This window comes from Bacillus cereus group sp. MYBK5-2 (genome assembly GCF_051915685.1).
Lineage (GTDB): Bacteria > Bacillota > Bacilli > Bacillales > Bacillaceae_G > Bacillus_A > Bacillus_A cereus.
Window position 1 is genome coordinate 130,147 of the sequence record NZ_JBQAFE010000002.1, and the last position, 18,207, is coordinate 148,353.

The following is an 18,207-nucleotide window of genomic DNA, read 5'->3' on the forward strand; positions in this document are numbered from 1 at the left end:
TACATATAGTAGATGGGGGATAAATCCTACTAAAATAAAAAGTCAGAATATTTAAAATTAAACTATTTACAAATGTGAAAAAAAGAGTAGAATAACATTAGTTGTAATTTTCTGAAAAACGAATCTTTATTAAGGGGTCTCTCAAGGGTTGGTAATGTACATATAATTAGGGAGGGTACAAAAATGAAGAGAAAAAAGATGAAAAAGTTAACGGCAGTTGTGGTACCAGTTTTAGCGATGAGTGTTGCATTGACAGCATGTTCTGGGTCAGGTGGGGAAAAGAAAACGACTACTACATCAAATAGTGGGGAAGAAAAAAAATCAGATATTAAATATGCAGCGAAACAAGTATTAAATCGTACGGAAAACCAAGAAATTCCGACGATGGATACTTCTAAATCTACTGATACATTAGGTGCGCAAATTTTAGGGAACACGATGGAAGGCCTATATCGCCTTGATAAAGATAATAAGCCAATTCCTGCTGCGGCAGAGTCTAGTACGAAAAGTGAAGATGGTAAAAAGTATACGTTTAAACTGCGAAAAGATGCAAAATGGTCAAATGGTGATCCTGTAACAGCGAAAGATTTCGTTTTTGGATGGCAGCGCTTACTTGATAAGAATACTGCGGCAGAATATGCATTTATTGCTTACTATATTAAAAATGCAGAAGCGATTAATAAAGGAGAAAAACCTGTAACTGAATTAGGAGCGAAGGCGGTAGATGATTACACGCTAGAAGTAGAATTAGAAAAACCGGTACCGTATTTCTTAAATTTATTAGCATTCCCATCATACTATCCATTAAATGAAAAATTCGTAAAAGAAAAAGGTGATAAGTACGGTTTAGAAGCAGATACAACTGTGTATAACGGTCCATTCGTTATGTCTTCATGGAAACATGAACAAGGTTGGCAGCTGAAGAAAAATGATAAGTACTGGGATAAAAAGACTGTGAAATTAGAAGAAATTAACTATAGTGTAGTAAAAGAGGTTGCAACGAAAGTAAATTTATATGATACAGGATCAATTGATTTTACATTACTATCAGGAGAGTTTGTAGATAAATATAAATCGAACAAAGAAGAATATGGTGAGTATGCGGAATCAAGTACATTCTTCTTACGTTTAAATCAAAAACGTAACGGACAAGATACGCCTTTAAAGAGCAAAAAACTACGTGAAGCAATTGCATTATCGGTTGATAAAAAAGGATTGGCAAATGTAATTTTAAATAATGGATCAAAAGCAACAGATCAATTGGTTCCAAAAGGACTTGCGACAGGGCCAGATGGTAAAGATTATCAAGATACATTTAAAAATGGTCTGAAATATAATCCGAAAAAAGGAGCAGCAGCGTGGGAAGAAGCGAAAAAAGAACTTGGAAAAGATCAAGTTACAATTGAATTGCTAAGCTATGATGATGGAACTGCGAAAAAGATTGCTGACTATGTAAAAGATCAAATTGAGAAAAATTTAAAAGGTGTAACGATTAATACAAAAATTCAGCCGTTCAAACAAAAATTAAAATTAGAAACTGCGCAAGATTATGAAATTTCTTATGCAGGTTGGAGTCCAGACTATGCGGATCCAATGACATTTATTGATATGTTTGAATCGAAGAGCCCGTACAACCAAATGAGTTATTCAAATCCAAAATACGATGAAATGGTAGGAAAAGCAGGTAATGAATTAATGAGCGATGCGAAAAAACGCTGGGAAACGTTAGGGAAAGCTGAAAAATTATTCCTTGAAGAAGATGCAGGGTTAGTTCCTTTATATCAAACAGGAAGATCTTACGTAATGAAACCGAATGTAAAAGGAATTGTGAAACATAACATCAGTCCAGAATATAGCTTTAAATGGGCGTATGTAACTGAGGCTGACGGAAAAAAATAAAGTGAAAGCATTTCAAAAGTGGCTGAGCTGCTTTTGAAATGCTTTTTAGTATGTATAAGGGAATAAATCTCGTTAGCCTATTGAGAATCGGGTAGGTAATTAGGAAGGTTCTATCGGAGGAAAATAGAGAGGTCAGTAAGTAGTAAGACAGATGAATGATAGTAAGAGACCTCATGCTAATAAGAAAAATATAGAACGTAGTAATAGATTGGAATAAGGGGAGGGATGTTTACATATAGTAGACGGGGGATAATTCATATAGTAGTTAAAACAACAAGTTACTATAATAAAAAAATAAATATTTAGAAAATTTACAAAAATACTTTACAAAATCTAAAAAAATAGTAGAATATTAATTAATAAGAATTTTCTGATAACGAAAGTTAGTAGAGAATTTCTAAATGTTAATATCGTACATATAATTGGGGAGGGTACAAAAAAATGAAGAGAAAAAAGATGAAAAAATTGACAGCGGTCGTAGCACCAGTTTTAGTAATGAGTATGGCATTAACAGCTTGCTCTGGATCAGGAGATAAAGAGAAGGCAAGCACAACACCGAAAAGTGGTGAAAAAGAAGGTGGAAAATTAGCAGCTAAGCAAGTATTGAATTTAACAGAAGCCCAAGAAATTCCATCTATGGATTCTTCGAAAGCGACAGACCAAGTATCGTTTCTTGCTTTAAATAACGTAATGGAAGGTTTATATCGACTTGATAAAGATAATAAGGCAGCTCCAGGGGTTGCTGAATCATATAAAAAGAGTGATGATGGTAAAAAGTATACATTTACATTAAATAAAAATGCAAAATGGTCAAATGGAGACCCTGTAACAGCGAAGGATTTCGTGTTTGCTTGGAAACGTGCGGTAGATAAAAATACAGCAGCGGAATATGCATACATTATGTTTGATTTAAAGAACGCAAAAGCAATTAATGATGGGAAAGCACCACTTGATACGTTAGGTGTAAAAGCTGTAGATGACTACACATTAGAGGTAGAATTAGAAAATCCAGTTCCTTACTTTGTAGAATTAACTTCATTCGGAACATTCTATCCGTTAAATGAAAAATTCGTAAAAGAAAAAGGTGAAAAATTTGGTTTAGAAGCAGATACAACGTTATACAACGGACCATTTACATTAACAGACTGGCAACATGAAGAAGGATGGAAATTAAAGAAAAATGCACAATATTGGGATAATAAAACAGTTAAGTTAGATGAAATCAACTTTAACGTAGTAAAAGATAGCGGTACACGTGTAAACTTATATGAAAGCGGACAAATCGATCGTACGGGACTTACATCTGAAATGGTTGACAAATATAAATCAAATCCAGACTTCTATACACAAAAAACACCATCAACGTTCTTCTTACGTTTAAACCAAAAACGTGGTGGGCAAGATACAGTATTAAAAAACAAAGATTTACGTTTAGCGATTGCAAAGGCATATGATAAAAAAGGCTTAACGAACGTTATTTTAAATGACGGATCTACACCGGCAGATTACTTAGTACCAAAAGAATTTGCGAAGAGTCCAGATGGAAAAGACTTCCGTAAAGATAACGGAGATATTTTAAAAACAGATGTGAAAAAAGCAAAAGAGCATTGGGAAAAAGCGAAAAAAGAACTTGGAAAAGAGCAAGTAACGATTGAGCTATTAAACTACGATAGCGATAATGCGAAAAAAGTAGGGGAGTTCTTAAAAGGAGAACTTGAGAAAAACTTACCAGGGTTAACAGTGAACTTGAAAAATCAACCGTTTAAACAAAAGTTAAAATTAGAATCAGATTTAGATTATGATTTATCTTACGCTGGTTGGGGCCCTGATTACTTAGATCCAATGACATTCATTGATATGTTCGTTACAAATGGTCCTCATAACCAAACTGGATATTCAAATCCAAAATATGATGAAATTGTAGAAAAAGGTAAAGGCGAGCTATTAACGAAAACGAAAGAACGTTGGGATAGCTTACTAAAAGCTGAGAAAATGTTACTTGATGATGCTGTAATTGCACCATTATATCAACGTGGTGATGCTATCGTTCAAAGACAGAAAGTAAAAGGTATTGTTCACCATCCAGTTGGTGGAGACTACAGCTATAAATGGGCATATATTACAGAGGATAAGTAAGATGAGGGGCGTACAATACGCCCTTTTTTCTATGCACTTTTCTTCCGTCCTCGAATATATAAAATAAAAAAAGGGAGAATTCCATGAAACGAAACACATACATCGATTTCCTAGCTTATTACGGAATAGGAAGCGCTCATCCTGGTGGCTTTACGTTAACAAAACAATTGTTAGCACAACTGCCTTTTAAATATGGAGCGAATATCCTTGAGATAGGTTGCGGTACGGGGAAAACAGCGGCATATATGACAAGGGAATTTGGTTATAAAGTAACAACGGTTGAAAAGAATGAAATTATGATTCAAAAGGCAAAAGATAGATGGTTGTTTGAAGGGTTAGATATACAATTAATTGAAGGAAATGTGGAGCATTTACCGTGTTTGAATAACTCATTTGAGTTCGTACTTGGAGAATCAATCATCGCTTTTACAGACAAAGAAAGGGTTATCTCGGAGTGTTATCGTGTATTACAGCAGGACGGTAAGCTTGTTGTCATTGAAATGATTATTGATAGGCACATTGATAAGGGTGAGGAAGAAAAAATCGCCCAATTATATGGTATGAAAGAATTATTAACGGAGAATGAGTGGGTACAATTATTTCAGAAAGCAAATTTTAAAAGAATTACAATTGCTGGCGGTGGCACGATTGCAGAAACGATCTCTGGCTATGTAGAAGAGCCAGAATGGAATGTATCCTCACATATTCCGAATGAGTTATATGAGGCGTGGGTACAGCATGAAAATATACGGCTTATGTACCAACACATTTTAGGGCATCGTATTTTTATATGTGAAAAATAAAGAAAAAGAGTTGGCTAAAGGTAGCCAACTCTTTACTATGTTAAATGAAAAATAATGCAGCTAATGTAATTCCGAAGATGAAACCAAATCCGAGTTCAACACCCCAGCCACCGCAACCACAACTACTACAACCACGACCACCACATCCGCAGCTGCTGAATCCACCACCGCATCCGAATCCACAACTATCACACCTGCTAAGGCCTCCACAAAGGTCACAACCACCGTTTGCATAAGCGTCATAGTAGCCGAATCCTGAATCAAAAGATGAGCGCTGTTGCACCGGTTCAATCCATACAGAGCTTTGTGTCACATCGATTATTTTTCCTAAATGTATACGGCCATCACGGTCTTCAATCCGAACAACTTTTCCGAAGTAACGTCGGCATGTATCATAACATTTTTGTCTATGCATGTTCTTTCCTCCTTCCGCATTACAGTAATACGATATGTAAGGGGGACAAGTGCGGCTTGTACGAATGCCCTATCTATCATAATTGTTATAGGAAAGGGGAAATATAAGAAGAGGATATATAAGGAGGAAAAGGCATGAAATCTACAGATCAGTTTCAGACATACGAAGTACCGTGGGAAGAATTTATTGAAGCGTTGCGAGAGGAAATGAAGAAGCAAGTAGGGGCAGATATTATTGATACAGTAGTTTGCAATTTAGAAGATGGTTTTGAAGTGTATACATATGTGCAGGGGGATTTAGATTTTGAATATAAGGAAGCGCTTGAGAGAAAATACGGAAGTGATGCGAAGACACCTAATGTGTTAACGATAATGTTATTAGCTAGTATTTATAATACAGGTGAAGAGAATATACGCTTGCATGCGGATCATAAAGAGAATCCGATTGTTGAAGTGTATGTAAAGCAATGAAACACGCTGTGAAAGGCGTGTTTTTTAATTGTATGATAAAATGTTAGAAAATTAAGAAAGAAGGTGATGAGTTGGGAATTAAACATCTTAATTTAACAGTTGCAGATGTAGTAGCTGCAAGAGAGTTTTTAGAAAAGTATTTTGGCTTAACTTGTAGTGGAACAAGGGGGAATGCCTTTGCAGTTATGCGTGATAATGATGGATTTATACTAACGTTAATGAAAGGGAAAGAAGTTCAGTATCCAAAAACATTTCATGTAGGATTTCCACAAGAAAGTGAAGAACAAGTAGACAAGATAAATCGAAGATTGAAGGAAGATGGATTTTTGGTCGAGCCTCCTAAGCATGCCCATGCGTATACGTTTTATATTGAAGCACCTGGTGGATTTACAATAGAAGTGATGTGTTAAGTCAAAAATCAAACTTTTTGTTATGTGTTTTTAAAATAAAAAGTAGGAAAAGTCTGTTTTAAGTGTGGAGCTTAAACAGGCTTTTTTACTTATATAATTGGATAGAGAATGCTAGAAGGAATATTACCAAGTGTCTGATCTGTTTACATAATAAAGTTATGGTGGGTTAGTTGTCCTAAAATACAAGTCATATATCTTGTTTCCTCTCATAAATTTAAACATAGGAATTTGTCTACAAAGGTGGCGAAGCCTCATCATGAAAATCCGAATTTGTGCCACGTTCATGTTGTTTCTATTTATATGTTTACCTTTATCAGCTTTTGCAAAAGGAGAGGAGGCAAAGGAAAGGGTCGTTTCACTTGTATATGACGATTCGGGCAGCATGAGAAATAACGATCGCTGGAAATATGCCAATTATGCTTTGCAAAGTTTAGTTGCGCTATTGGATGAAAAAGATAAATTTTCTTACGTTCCAATGAGTAAGCCGAATGATCCATTAAACATTTCGTTAACGAAGGATAAAAGGCAAACAGAAATTGAGGGAATTGGAGCGTGGAAAACGTATTTAAATACTCCATTTAGCGCGGTAGAAACGGCGATGCAATCTATAAAAAAGGAAGCAGATATAGATGGAAAACGTGAATTTTGGCTTATTGTATTAACTGACGGGGCATTTAATGATTTAGAAAAAGATAAGGTTGGCGGAAAAGAACAAATTTTGTGGAAATTAGCCCAGTTTAAGAAAGAAATGGATGCAAAAAAGATATCGTTACATCCAGTCTTAATTACGATGGAAGAAGATTTAGGACAACAAGAAAAAGAACAACTAAATACGTTCAAGGAAATATGGAAGAAAGAGATAAATGGCGTTACGATGCCGTCAAGCGGAGAAGATGGCATTGTAAAAAGTGTAAATCAAGTGGCAGCATTAGTTGCAAATCGTGATCCATTCTCCTCTGTTGAATCGATTGTAAAAACGAAAGTATTGGGGAAAAGAGTAGAGATTACAACACCATTTCCGTTAAAGCGTATGACGCTTGTACGACAATCGCCTTCTCTGCCCGATTATCAAGTCACACAAATTTCTAAACCATTACAATTACAATCTTCTTTTTCCATACATGCACCAGGAGAAGCAAAATTGTTCGGAAATATAGTTCATATAAGTACGGAAAATGAGGAAGTTATTAAACCAGGAACTTATACGATAGAAGTGGACCAGGACATTGAGAAAGAAGGACTACAAGTATTAGTTGAACCAGCGCTTAATTATACGGTTTCTACTTATGACAAAGATGATAGTAGTCAAAAAAATGTAGAGAAAATGTACGAAGGTGTTACTGCTGTTATTGAAGCAAAGCCTACGGAGTTGCCAGTTCAGTCTTCTTACTTTCAGGCAGAAGTAGAAATAGATGGAAAACAATATGCAATGAAGTGGAACGATAAAAGGCATGTGTTTTATTACGAAACGAAGCTTGGTAAAGGGTTAGTACGCGGGAAAGTTCATATGAATATAAAGGGGTTTTATAGACAGACGAAAGAATTTAAAATTGAAACAGCTGAGAGACCGAAATTATCACTTCAAACTGTTACAAAAGATTATGAAGAAAAAGTGACAAATTTAGAGAATAGTAAACCATTTGTTTTACAACCACAGTTAGATGGTAAGTTAATGACAGAAGAAGCTGTAAAAAAACTATTAAAATCTACTGGTGTCACATCTAAACAATCAATCAATTATGAAATAAAGCAACATGGAAATCAAATCTATGTTTATCCTCGTCCCTATTACTCCGACACATTTAATTTTACAGATACCGGCACCGTAGAAGCTACCATCGTAATGCAGGATTCAAAGTTACAAGAAGTAAAGAAAAACATAACATTCCATATTCAAGATGCTCCGTTTTATGAAAAATATGCGCTTATTTTTAAGTTTGTCATTCCTATCACTTTATTACTGCTAGTAGTAGGAATCATTGTTTTAGGATGGATTGTTCGGCCAAGATTTCACCGGAAAGCACTACTGTATTATGAATGGGATCAAGAGGTAGCGAAAGATTGGCTATATCAATCTGAACCAGAATTACTTCGAAATAAATGGTGGAACCATTATTTTGGTATCCCATTTAGAGCAGAAAGAAAAACCGTGCAATCCGTTACGTTTATAGCGAAGAAAGGTTCGAAATCTGTCTTTGTAGCGAAAGAATCACAAGTAGTTGAAATGATTATTGATGGAATGTTTATAGCAGAGGATGAAGTAGGAATGGAACATAAGACACTATATCCAAATGAACTTTTACTAATTGATAGAGGATATGGTAAAGAGATTTACAAGTATGAATGTGAATAGTAGGTAGGGATAAGAAGGGGATGGAGTATTGATCCTCTTTCCCTTTTTTCAAACAAGCAAGAATAGGAAGGTGGTTCACATGACATTACAAGTTCCAACAATATTAATTGGTTTAGGTGGAATCGGTAGTACTGTGACGCATCAAATATATGAAAAACTGCCTGAAGAGCGCCGGAAAAAGGTAGCAATGCACGTATTTGATACAGATGTGAATACATTAAGTAAATTCGATCATATTCGAAAGTTTAAGACACAAACAAGTTCTAGTAAAACGCCTAGGGAGTATATTGCGGGAGATCCAACGATCCCAGAGTGGTTTCCGATGGATCCGACTATACTTGATAAACCATTAACAGAAGGAGCAGGACAGTTACGCGTCATTTCACGTTTAGCGTTACGTGCTGCGATGAAAGAAGATAAATTGACGTCTTTTTGGCAAGAAATCGAGAAAATCTTTCCGGTTACAAGTGATCAAACGGAATATGGTGTGCGTGTCATTATAGTAACATCACTAGCAGGCGGAACAGGTTCAGGGATGTTTCTACAAATTGCTTTATATTTACGTGAAATGCTTCGGAAGAAATTGCAGCATCATAACATTTTAATACGCGGTGCGTTTTTAATGCCGGATGTTTTAGTAAAGACGAGAACGGTTAGCGCGAAAGAATTTGAAACGGTGCAAGCAAATGGCTATGCATCGTTAAAAGAATTACATGCTATTACGCTCGGGTCTACTGGAGAATTATCAAAACGCGGCGGTGTAACAATTGAATTAGAGTATCGCCCTGATCAAGTAGATGAAGACGGAAGAACGAATCATACAATTAAACAACATCATTTACCGTACAATTATTGTTTCTTATACGATTACGAAAACCTACATGGACACCATTTACACAATTTATCAGACTATATGGAACAGATGGCAAATACAATTTATTTACAGTTATTTAGCCCGATGTCCACAAGTCATTTTGCACAGGAAGACAATCAAATTCAGCAATTAGCAGAATCAAGCGGAAAAGGACGATATTGCGGGGCAGGAACGGCAAAACTCATTTATCCATATGAACATGTGTTAAAATATTGTGCTTTAAAATGGGCTGTGCAAGGTTTAGATGAATCGTGGCTTCATTTAGATCAACTGTTTCAAGAGAAGAAGCAAAGATACGATCAAGATGTAAAACGTGGGATGCAACGTGAAAAGCCGGAGAGAGGTAAAAGTTATTTAGAGGACTTGGAGCATCTTGCTACCCGTCCAGAGCAAGCTCATATTTTCTATAGACAAATGTACAATGAAACACGTGAAGGAGCAGAGGGTGGTAAGCTCGGAGTTGCGAAATCAAAACTGTTTTTAGAAGCTGTAGAAAGTTATGTACAACGAACGGTGCAAAAAGATGAGGAATTAAATCGTCTGCAACATGAGTGTAAAATTTCAGCTACGAAACTGAAAATGATGGAACAAATGAAGGGTGAAGTGGCAAGAGTGGATCATGCGGTTCGTTTATATGCGTATGCGATTCCGAGCCGGGTACATGAACATGTAACGACACTTTTATATGACATGATTGAATCAGACCGCTTTTCACCAAGTGGCTCTGAAGGGCAGTCCTATCAATTAAATACATGGTTTTTAAAGAAAACAGATCCCGTTCACCCAGTAGCAGCACGTTTTATGTTATATGAAATTCGAAAGCAGTTAGTAGAAAAAATGAATCGACTACATGAAAATAATGAACAAAAGCGTAATGTAATTCAAAATTACGATAAAAAATTTAATGTGGGTAATATTGATGGAACGGTAACGGCTGTACGCCGAGTAGAAATTGCTCAACAACAAGGCTGGTTCGGAAAAATGATTAATAATCAGCAACGTTTATTCAAAAGAGAATTTGAAGACATCGTAACGCAATATGTACACAAATTAAATGAATATCGAAAAGAAATGCTATTAGAACTTGTATATCAATCGCTATATCAAGCAGTTAATAAAATGATTCAATATTGGGAAAGATTTTTTGATAATTTACATGAAACACGTGAAAATTTACTGTTTGAAATCCAAAAGCGCAGTAAGGAATTTGAAGGGAAAACAAACCCGACGAATGTATATGTATTAGCTGAGGAACAGCTGCAAGAAAAGATATGGCAAGATATGCAGCAACATTTAAATTTAGGTGTACTACCGAAAGATATATCAGCGGAAATTTATATGAGTTTGTACGGAGAATATTGTCGTGATGCGAAAACAGAAGAGATTCAGTCGAAAAAGGTAGAGGATTTCTACCGAGAACATATACTGAGCTATTGTTATGACGAACTGCAAGTACGCTATCGTGATAAATTAGAACTGAATATTATTGAAGCGTTGCGAAAAGAAGCAGATTATAAGAAACGTGATCGCGATGAATACGTTCGTGAAAAAATTGAAGACCTGTTCCATTTAGCGAGTCCATTCGTTCCGAAAGTTGCCCATCATAGGGAATTACAATATTGGGGTATACATCCTTCTTTAAAGAAAGAGTTGCAAGAGGAATTAATTCAAGAAATGTTTAAAGAAAAAGATACAGTACATGAAGCCTTTTCGCCATTTGAAGTGATCTGTTATCGAGCGCATTACGGCTTATCGCTGCAAGACTTTCCTAAATTATCATCAGGACATATTTCAAATGGATTTATGAATGATAAAGGTGACTATTTCCAATCGTATTATCGCCGTGTAAACAAATTAAATAGTAAAAAATCTAGTTTAACGCCGCATTTAGATAAGTATTGGCACTTACCAGCCTTTATGCCAGATTTAAACGCGACTCAAACAAAATTAGATTATGATAAATGTAATCGTGCATTACTATACGCATATATGTATCGCTGGATTAGTTTAGTTGCTGTTGATGGACAGTTTGTGTATCAATATAACGGTGTAGGACGTAGCTTTTTAATTCAGTCGATGGGGAAAAATATTTCAAGCGAAAGTTATAAATTACACAGAGCGTTGCTTCATAATCCGTTTATTTATGAAAACATCTTGTCCCGATTTGAAGAAGAGCAAGAAAAGGCGATGATACAAGGTGGACATTTATATACACATCCGTTCGTATTAGGAGCCCAAGATGTAAGATGGCTTAGAAAAGAACATGTCCACAATCTTTTAGATATGATTTTAATGTATGACCGTGAAGCGAAGTATGATCCGACGTTAGAAGAAACATCAGATGAATTATTAAGACTATTCCTTGATGAAATCGAGTTGTATTTCCAGAACTATTACGGTACAGGTGCCGATATGGTGGCAAAGAAAGAGAAAGAAATGTTTATTAAACAATTGTGGGATCGCTCGCATGCAAAAGGATATGTAGATCCAAATAGCGCTCCGTATAAAAAATGGCAAAATTTATTAGGTGTTCAAGATGAAGAAGAAACGTCAAAAACGAATGTATAATGAATGAAAAGGGAATCCTTAAAAGTGGCAATACAACTTTAGAAAAGAGGGATTCTGATGCCGTTTTTAGGAAGTGTATATCAAATATTTGGGTTATATCCGGAACTTTATTATGGGATGATTTCAGCGGAGCTGCAAGAGGAAGCTCAGAAGGAGCATCTTGAAAATAGTAGTGCAGAAGCTGAAGCGGAAGAATAAAAAAAGTGCAGATGAAAATCTGCACTTTTTTGTTAGTATTAAAATGGTAAAATAACCTCAAATGAATTATTATTTTTAAATAATAATTCATTTGAGGTTATTATGATTTTCATTGCATTGTATGCAATGAAAATTGTATGAAAATCAATGTAATAAAATGTGTATGAATATTAAGGTGGAAAACAACAATGTTTTTGAGAAAATGATTATGTATAAAAATAACATTTAATACATAATCAACCGATTATTTTTGATTGATTTATTATTGACAATATAATTAATTGTATGATAAATTCAATCAGCATTCTTAATGGTTTTTTTGTACCATTAATATTTTGAAAATTCAATATGCCATAAGGAGATTGATTTTTCTGTTTTTTTGAGGTGGGTTACTAAGTCTATAGGGGAAGTGAACTATGTATATTTTTATTTTTAAAATAGAACAGTAATAAAGAATGTAACAAGTAAGAGATAAACTTGAAAAAGAGGTTTCAAAGAATGAGTCTTTTCATAAAGAAAGCAATGGATGAAGAAAAGAAAAAAGTATTGAATCAAACTTTAGGAGCGATTGATCTAACTCTTTTAGGGATTGGAGCAATTATTGGTACAGGTATTTTCGTATTAACTGGTATTGTAGCAGCGAAACATGCTGGTCCGGCGATTGTATTATCTTTTGTATTAGCGGCAATTATATGTGCATGTGTAGCTTTCTGTTATGCTGAATTTGCATCTACAGTTCCAGTTTCGGGAAGTGTATATTCATATACATATATGACACTAGGTGAGATTTTTGCATTTATAGTTGGCTGGTGTGTTATGCTGGAGTATTTATTAGCGACTTCTGCGGTTGCAGCAGGCTGGTCAGCATATTTTCAGTCATTGCTACTAGGTTTTAATATTCACATTCCTACGATTTTTGCTTCGGCACCAGGAATGGGGAAGGGTGGAATCATTGATTTACCAGCAGTTCTTATTATTTTAGTTGTTACATTTTTATTAAGCCGTGGTGCAAAAGAAAGTGCACGAATAAATAATATAATGGTTATTATTAAACTGGCTGTTATTGTAGGATTTATTGTTGTAGGGACACAATATGTAAGACCAGAGAATTGGCAACCATTTCTACCGTTTGGTTTTCACGGTGTGGTAGGAGGCGCTGCTACTGTATTTTTTGCTTTTTTAGGATTTGATGCAGTTGCAACAGCCGCAGAAGAAGTGAAGCGTCCACAACGTAACGTGCCAATTGGGCTACTTGTTTCCTTGTTCATTTGTACGGTTCTATATGTAGGTGTTTCATTCGTGTTAACTGGAATGGTTCCGTTTACGGAATTAAATGTTGCTGATCCGGTTGCATATGCGTTGCGCACTGTAGGAGAAGATAGAATTGCTGGGTTGTTATCGGTGGGAGCGATAGCAGGGCTAACAACAGTTCTGTTAGTAGCTATGTTTGCATTTGTTCGTGTATCTTACTCGATGAGTCGAGATGGATTGTTACCAAAAAGACTTTCAAGTGTCCATAAACGTTTACAAACTCCATTTTTTAATACATGGGTTACAGGTATACTAGCAGCTTTATTAGCGGGATTAGTGGATTTGAATTTATTAGCTAATTTAGTGAATATGGGAACGATAACAGCATTTGTGTTTGTATCTATAGCTGTCATTGTATTAAGAAAGACACATCCTAATATGAAGAGGCCATTCCGTGCTCCTCTAGTACCTTTTTTACCTATCGTTTCGATAGTAAGTTGTATATATTTAGCTTTGAACCTTTCTAAGCTTACTTTAATTAGTTTTGTGGCATGGATTATAATAGGGGTTTTCATATATTTTGTATATGCTAAAAAACATAGTAATGTTAGAAATAGAAATAAAGTATAGTCCATTGAAATAATACTTGTAATGGAAATGAAAACACGCTACTTATTCATATAAGAACAAGTAGCGTGTTTTTTCTATTTAATAATCCCATTTTCTAAAATTTTAATAGTTGGTGCCACTTTCACATTAGCTTTTGAAAAGGCACTCGGCCAATCATCTTCGACTTGTTTCCATTCTTTATATTGAAACGCTCTCGCATAATCACCAAATCCGAATGGATCAAGTTGCTGTTTTTGAATGTTGTGGATTAAATCGTTCAAATCTTTGTTTAGTTGTTTTGTAATAAGAGAAGTTAATTTCTTTCTATCTTTGTCTATATCCATATTGAATGTAAGTTCAGAGACAGCAATTTTCAAATCCATTTTAACATGAAATTTGAAGTGGTTATCGCTATAATCTGTATGGATATCACGATTCATGCTAAGAACATTTATTGTTACGAAATCGCGGCCATCGGTATCTTTTAAATCACTATTACTTTCAACTGAAGTAGAAGGGATTTTCAATGTAAGCGAAACCGGTGTATTCGCTTTCTTTTGTAACAAAAGAAGAAGGGCGCTTTCATAACGATTTAATGACATTTTATAAATTCCGCGAGAAGTTAATAGCGCGGAACCAGTAACGATAACATCCTTTTTACCTTTTTTTATTTCTGAAATAGCAGGTGTTATACCTTTATTAAACGTTTGCCTGTGAAATTCATGGAATGTCGTAAAAACGGTCCGATTGTACAGTTTGTTCGTGTTAATTAAATCTGTTAAATACTCGGGAAGGGCAGGCTTATCTTTAAAGTTATTATATATAACTGAAGAAATTGGACCGTCTACTGCAACCATGCGCATGTTTCCAGTGTTTTTAGGATCACGATACCAAACATCAAGGTAAGGCATAGCCCCTTCTTGTTTTAAAAAATTTGTGCTAAATAAAATGAGCTGTAACTTTTCTGTAGATACTAAACCACCACTTGAGCTATTAAACGTTGCTTTTGCTTCTCGAGGTGTATGTACTTTCGCTTCATGTGTTTCGTACTTTTTTTCTACGTCTTCATTAAAAATAGGATTCACGTGGTACACAATTAATTTTCCTTTTGCTTTTGCGTCAAAGCCGTAAATTAATGAAATCGATTGTTTTTCTAAGTCGAGTCGATCTCCACAGCCTGTTAAAAAGGTTATGAGAAAGTAAAGTATAGTGAAATGAATAAAGCGCCTCATTTAAACTCTTCTCCTTTTCCAATGCTGATAAAGTGTCATGTATAAGAGAAATACGACTGGGAATAGAAAAACGATAAAATAACTTGCAGTTCCCCAAAATTCTCGCAACGAACTTATTTGGTAAGAGGAAGGGATATAAAAGAATAAGATGAAAATACACCCGAATAATAAAACATAAATAGGTAATGAACTGCTTTTTTTGTTAAGTAATTGATTAATTCCATCTGAAGCAGTGAAAATATAAGGAATACAGGAATCAAAAATAATAAAGAGATAAAATGACAAAAAGATAATTTCAAATCGCTCAAGAAATGAGAAGTGAAATGGTGTAACAAGAGAAAGGGTCGGCCATAAAAACTTTGTTATACCATCTGGACTAAAATAAACAAAAGAGACAAACGTGACTTGAAGATAAATAAATAGCGTAATCAAATTCGCAAGAACAATTCCTTTTTTTGCAGATGATTTATTACTGAGATAAGGATAAAGGACAAATGCAAACTCAAATCCGAGAAACGCAATGATAGTTGATTTTACTGTGTTTAAAACTGGTATCCAGCCTTCTTTAAGAAGAGGAAGAAGATAAATCCAATGCCCATCTTTAAGCGGAATAAACAATAGAAAAGGCATCCATAGTGTGAAAAATACAGTGAAAACAGCATAGCGACTTATAATAAGAACGCCTTTACATGCTAGCATTAACATTGGAATAGATAGTAAAATCATAATTAAAAACATTGGAGTTCTAGGTAAAATCCAAATGTGAATAACGTATAAGAGGGAAAAAATTAAGGAAATAGCTGCAAGGACAGCATATAAAATCCAAAAAATCATTCCTACTCTTCCTAGCCACTCCCCAAGATAACGAGTCAGCACATCGAGTAAAGTATATCCAGGATGATTTTCCATAATTTTCACAATACATAAACTGACTAAAGTAGTGAGAGCACATCCAATAATAATAGACATCCAGCCATCTGTATTTGCCCCTTGTGCAACTTCACGCGGAAGTGTAAGGACACCGAATCCTACTTGAACACCACTAATCGTTAAAATGTATTGAAATAAACTAATCTCCCTCTTTGCACGTTTTGTCACTTATTATCCTCCTTTTCCTCAACATCTCTTTGCCGGTTATCTTGTTTTAATTGTAGAGATAGTGGTCGTTTCTTCATAATTTTCCATGGGAAACGTACAAGGGTATCTTTTAAATCCGAAGCAAATAACGGAGAAAAAGGACTACCATAAGGAACACCGAGAGATTCCATAGAAAGTATATGAATAATAATGATTGCCATCCCAACCATAATTCCAATGACGCCAAATAAAGAGGCGGCTATCATCATTGGGAATCGAAGAAGTCGAATTCCTGCTGACATTTCTAAGTTAGGAATAATGAAGGAGGCAACCGCAGTAATTGATACGACGATAACCATAACGTTACTAACAATCCCAGCTTGAACGGCAGCTTGTCCAATTACAATTCCTCCTACGACGCCGATTGTTTGTCCAACAGGCCCAGGAAGCCGAATCGCTGCTTCTCGGAGCATTTCGAGAACTAATTCCATTAATAAAGCTTCTAATATGGGAGGAAAAGGAATTTTGGCTCGAGATTCTCCAATCGTTAACAACAATTTGAGCGGAATCACTTCATAATGGAAGGAAATCATAGCAATATAAAGAGCAGGAGCAAATATTGCAATAAATAGCCCAGTGAAACGAAGAAGTCGTATAAAAGATGGAATCATGGGTCTGAAGCTGTAATCATCTATCGTCTGAAAAAAGGATGAAAAGGTCATAGGTCCTATTAATACGCCTGGTGAGCGATCTACAACAACGGCAATTCGCCCATCTAGAATATGATGTGCTGTTGTGTCAGGGCGTTCAGTTATTGATAATTGCGGAAAGAGAGTAAAGGAATTATCTTCAACCAACCCCTCTAATTCACCAGTAGTAAGAATCGCATCAACTTTTACTGACTCGATACGGGATGCCATTTCTTTTACGACATTTTCGTTCGCAACATCTGCTAGATAAAGCAAAAAAACCTTTGAAGTAGCTCGTTCACCAACAGTGAATTCCTTCACTTTCAATTCGCGATTTGGAATATATCGACGAATAAGTGCAAGGCTGTCGCTCGCTACTTCATTAAATCCTTCGTGTGAGCTTTTTATGGAGCTCTCTGTTGTAGGTTCTTCAATGCTCCTTTTTGGTGCCGCTTGCGTATCAAGCTCTAAAGCGGATAGTTGTCCGTTTATAAATAAAATACTTTTTCCGTGTAAAAGAGATTGTTCAATGTCTGTCCACTGTTGAACTTTTTTAATATTTCCGATAGAAACAGAGGCTTCCCAAAAATCGTCTTCATTCCACTCTTTAAATAAGAGAGGACGAAGAATGTTTACGTTAATAACAGTTTTGTCTACAAGTCCTTCCATATATATAAGTGCAGCTTCCTGTCCGTTTTTTAATGGAAAAGTGCGTGTTATTAATTCTGGAATACCGCTAAACATTTTGGACAAGTGCTTTAAATTAAGGGAAAGGGAAGAAGAGATAGATTTATTTAATGCGTAATCAGCTTGCTCTTGGGTAGAAAAAGATTTTTCACCACGAATCCATTTATTAAAAGACCCCATTTGTTCGCTTACTCCTTGTTATGTTTTATCCCGATTGGTGAGGGCTGATAATCAGTGGGGGATGAAGAAAACCCCCACTGATTAAAGTTTCACTTTATATGGGTTATTATGGATAGTTACAAGCTGACATATGCGTAGTTTAAATTTTATATTGTATATTTTTAACTTTAACGCTATAATTATAGTGTTAAAGATGGAATCGTGATATGACCTGTTATGACTCTATCGTTTTATTTATGAATAAATGGATTGGTATTTTAGCAAGATGTGCTAATAAACTACTCCACCATGATAATAACGTGCCGAAATGCGGTGCGTATATTTTCGTGGTGGAGTTTTTTTATTCTCAAAAAGGG

The 18,207-nt window shown here is 35.3% G+C and carries 13 protein-coding genes; 9 read left to right on the forward strand and 4 right to left on the reverse strand.

What is annotated here, in order from left to right:
• The first annotated feature begins 183 nt into the window (after positions 1-183).
• The 3 genes from ACTFP3_RS09005 (at position 184) to ACTFP3_RS09015 (ending at position 4,838) form a co-directional block, all read left to right on the forward strand.
• A complete protein-coding gene (locus ACTFP3_RS09005; RefSeq protein ID WP_440010105.1) occupies positions 184-1,899 on the forward strand; it encodes a peptide ABC transporter substrate-binding protein in 1,716 nt (571 codons plus the stop codon).
• Between the two features lie 441 nt (positions 1,900-2,340).
• Entirely contained in the window at positions 2,341-4,035 is a 1,695-nt protein-coding gene (locus tag ACTFP3_RS09010) for a peptide ABC transporter substrate-binding protein (protein WP_440010108.1), read from the forward strand.
• A gap of 83 nt (positions 4,036-4,118) precedes the next feature.
• Positions 4,119-4,838, forward strand: coding sequence for a class I SAM-dependent methyltransferase (locus ACTFP3_RS09015; RefSeq protein WP_440010111.1), 720 nt, complete (start codon positions 4,119-4,121; stop codon positions 4,836-4,838).
• A gap of 40 nt (positions 4,839-4,878) precedes the next feature.
• Here ACTFP3_RS09015 and ACTFP3_RS09020 read toward each other — a convergent pair whose 3' ends face one another.
• Positions 4,879-5,253, reverse strand: coding sequence for a hypothetical protein (locus tag ACTFP3_RS09020; protein WP_440010113.1), 375 nt, complete (start codon positions 5,251-5,253; stop codon positions 4,879-4,881).
• Between the two features lie 134 nt (positions 5,254-5,387).
• Here ACTFP3_RS09020 and ACTFP3_RS09025 point away from each other — a divergent pair, with 134 nt between their 5' ends.
• The 6 genes from ACTFP3_RS09025 to ACTFP3_RS09050 all read left to right on the forward strand — a co-directional run bounded on the left by ACTFP3_RS09025 (position 5,388) and on the right by ACTFP3_RS09050 (position 14,007).
• Positions 5,388-5,723 carry a hypothetical protein gene (locus ACTFP3_RS09025; RefSeq protein ID WP_000842900.1) on the forward strand — a complete coding sequence of 112 codons (336 nt, stop codon included), beginning with the start codon at positions 5,388-5,390 and terminating at the stop codon, positions 5,721-5,723.
• 71 nt (positions 5,724-5,794) lie between these two features.
• Positions 5,795-6,133 (forward strand): VOC family protein, encoded by a 339-nt coding sequence (locus tag ACTFP3_RS09030; RefSeq protein ID WP_000511518.1) that lies wholly within the window; start codon positions 5,795-5,797, stop codon positions 6,131-6,133.
• Between the two features lie 256 nt (positions 6,134-6,389).
• Complete coding sequence (locus tag ACTFP3_RS09035) at positions 6,390-8,486, forward strand: vWA domain-containing protein (protein WP_440010116.1); 2,097 nt, start codon at positions 6,390-6,392, stop codon at positions 8,484-8,486.
• 79 nt (positions 8,487-8,565) lie between these two features.
• Positions 8,566-11,928 (forward strand): tubulin-like doman-containing protein, encoded by a 3,363-nt coding sequence (locus ACTFP3_RS09040; RefSeq protein ID WP_000175124.1) that lies wholly within the window; start codon positions 8,566-8,568, stop codon positions 11,926-11,928.
• Between the two features lie 57 nt (positions 11,929-11,985).
• On the forward strand, positions 11,986-12,126 hold the full coding sequence (locus ACTFP3_RS09045; protein WP_001116192.1) for a hypothetical protein: 141 nt from the start codon (positions 11,986-11,988) through the stop codon (positions 12,124-12,126).
• A 498-nt stretch (positions 12,127-12,624) separates the two neighbouring features.
• The gene (locus ACTFP3_RS09050) at positions 12,625-14,007 is read left to right on the forward strand and encodes an APC family permease (protein ID WP_000051652.1); all 1,383 of its coding nucleotides are present in this window, start codon (positions 12,625-12,627) and stop codon (positions 14,005-14,007) included.
• 74 nt (positions 14,008-14,081) lie between these two features.
• On the opposite strand, the gene gerSC is transcribed toward ACTFP3_RS09050, so the two are convergent.
• The 3 genes from gerSC to ACTFP3_RS09065 are packed head-to-tail and all read right to left on the reverse strand — an operon-like array spanning position 14,082 to position 17,851.
• Positions 14,082-15,218: a spore germination protein GerSC gene (gene gerSC / locus ACTFP3_RS09055; protein WP_440010121.1), complete on the reverse strand. Its 1,137-nt coding sequence runs from the start codon at positions 15,216-15,218 to the stop codon at positions 14,082-14,084.
• A complete protein-coding gene (locus tag ACTFP3_RS09060; RefSeq protein WP_000166518.1) occupies positions 15,219-16,316 on the reverse strand; it encodes an endospore germination permease in 1,098 nt (365 codons plus the stop codon).
• Entirely contained in the window at positions 16,313-17,851 is a 1,539-nt protein-coding gene (locus ACTFP3_RS09065) for a spore germination protein (RefSeq protein ID WP_440010124.1), read from the reverse strand. Before ACTFP3_RS09065 ends, ACTFP3_RS09060 begins: the two co-directional genes overlap by 4 nt.
• Positions 17,852-18,207 lie beyond the last annotated feature (356 nt).

What these genes read in the sequence shown, in the direction of transcription:
- ACTFP3_RS09015 (WP_440010111.1), top strand. Translation starts at nt 4,119, where the DNA reads ATGAAACGAAACACATACATCGATTTCCTAGCTTATTACGGAATAGGA.
- ACTFP3_RS09040 (WP_000175124.1), top strand. Translation starts at nt 8,566, where the DNA reads ATGACATTACAAGTTCCAACAATATTAATTGGTTTAGGTGGAATCGGT.
- gerSC (WP_440010121.1), bottom strand. Translation starts at nt 15,218, where the DNA reads ATGAGGCGCTTTATTCATTTCACTATACTTTACTTTCTCATAACCTTT.
- ACTFP3_RS09050 (WP_000051652.1), top strand. Translation starts at nt 12,625, where the DNA reads ATGAGTCTTTTCATAAAGAAAGCAATGGATGAAGAAAAGAAAAAAGTA.
- ACTFP3_RS09020 (WP_440010113.1), bottom strand. Translation starts at nt 5,253, where the DNA reads ATGCATAGACAAAAATGTTATGATACATGCCGACGTTACTTCGGAAAA.
- ACTFP3_RS09005 (WP_440010105.1), top strand. Translation starts at nt 184, where the DNA reads ATGAAGAGAAAAAAGATGAAAAAGTTAACGGCAGTTGTGGTACCAGTT.
- ACTFP3_RS09010 (WP_440010108.1), top strand. Translation starts at nt 2,341, where the DNA reads ATGAAGAGAAAAAAGATGAAAAAATTGACAGCGGTCGTAGCACCAGTT.
- ACTFP3_RS09035 (WP_440010116.1), top strand. Translation starts at nt 6,390, where the DNA reads ATGAAAATCCGAATTTGTGCCACGTTCATGTTGTTTCTATTTATATGT.
- ACTFP3_RS09025 (WP_000842900.1), top strand. Translation starts at nt 5,388, where the DNA reads ATGAAATCTACAGATCAGTTTCAGACATACGAAGTACCGTGGGAAGAA.
- ACTFP3_RS09045 (WP_001116192.1), top strand. Translation starts at nt 11,986, where the DNA reads ATGCCGTTTTTAGGAAGTGTATATCAAATATTTGGGTTATATCCGGAA.
- ACTFP3_RS09065 (WP_440010124.1), bottom strand. Translation starts at nt 17,851, where the DNA reads ATGGGGTCTTTTAATAAATGGATTCGTGGTGAAAAATCTTTTTCTACC.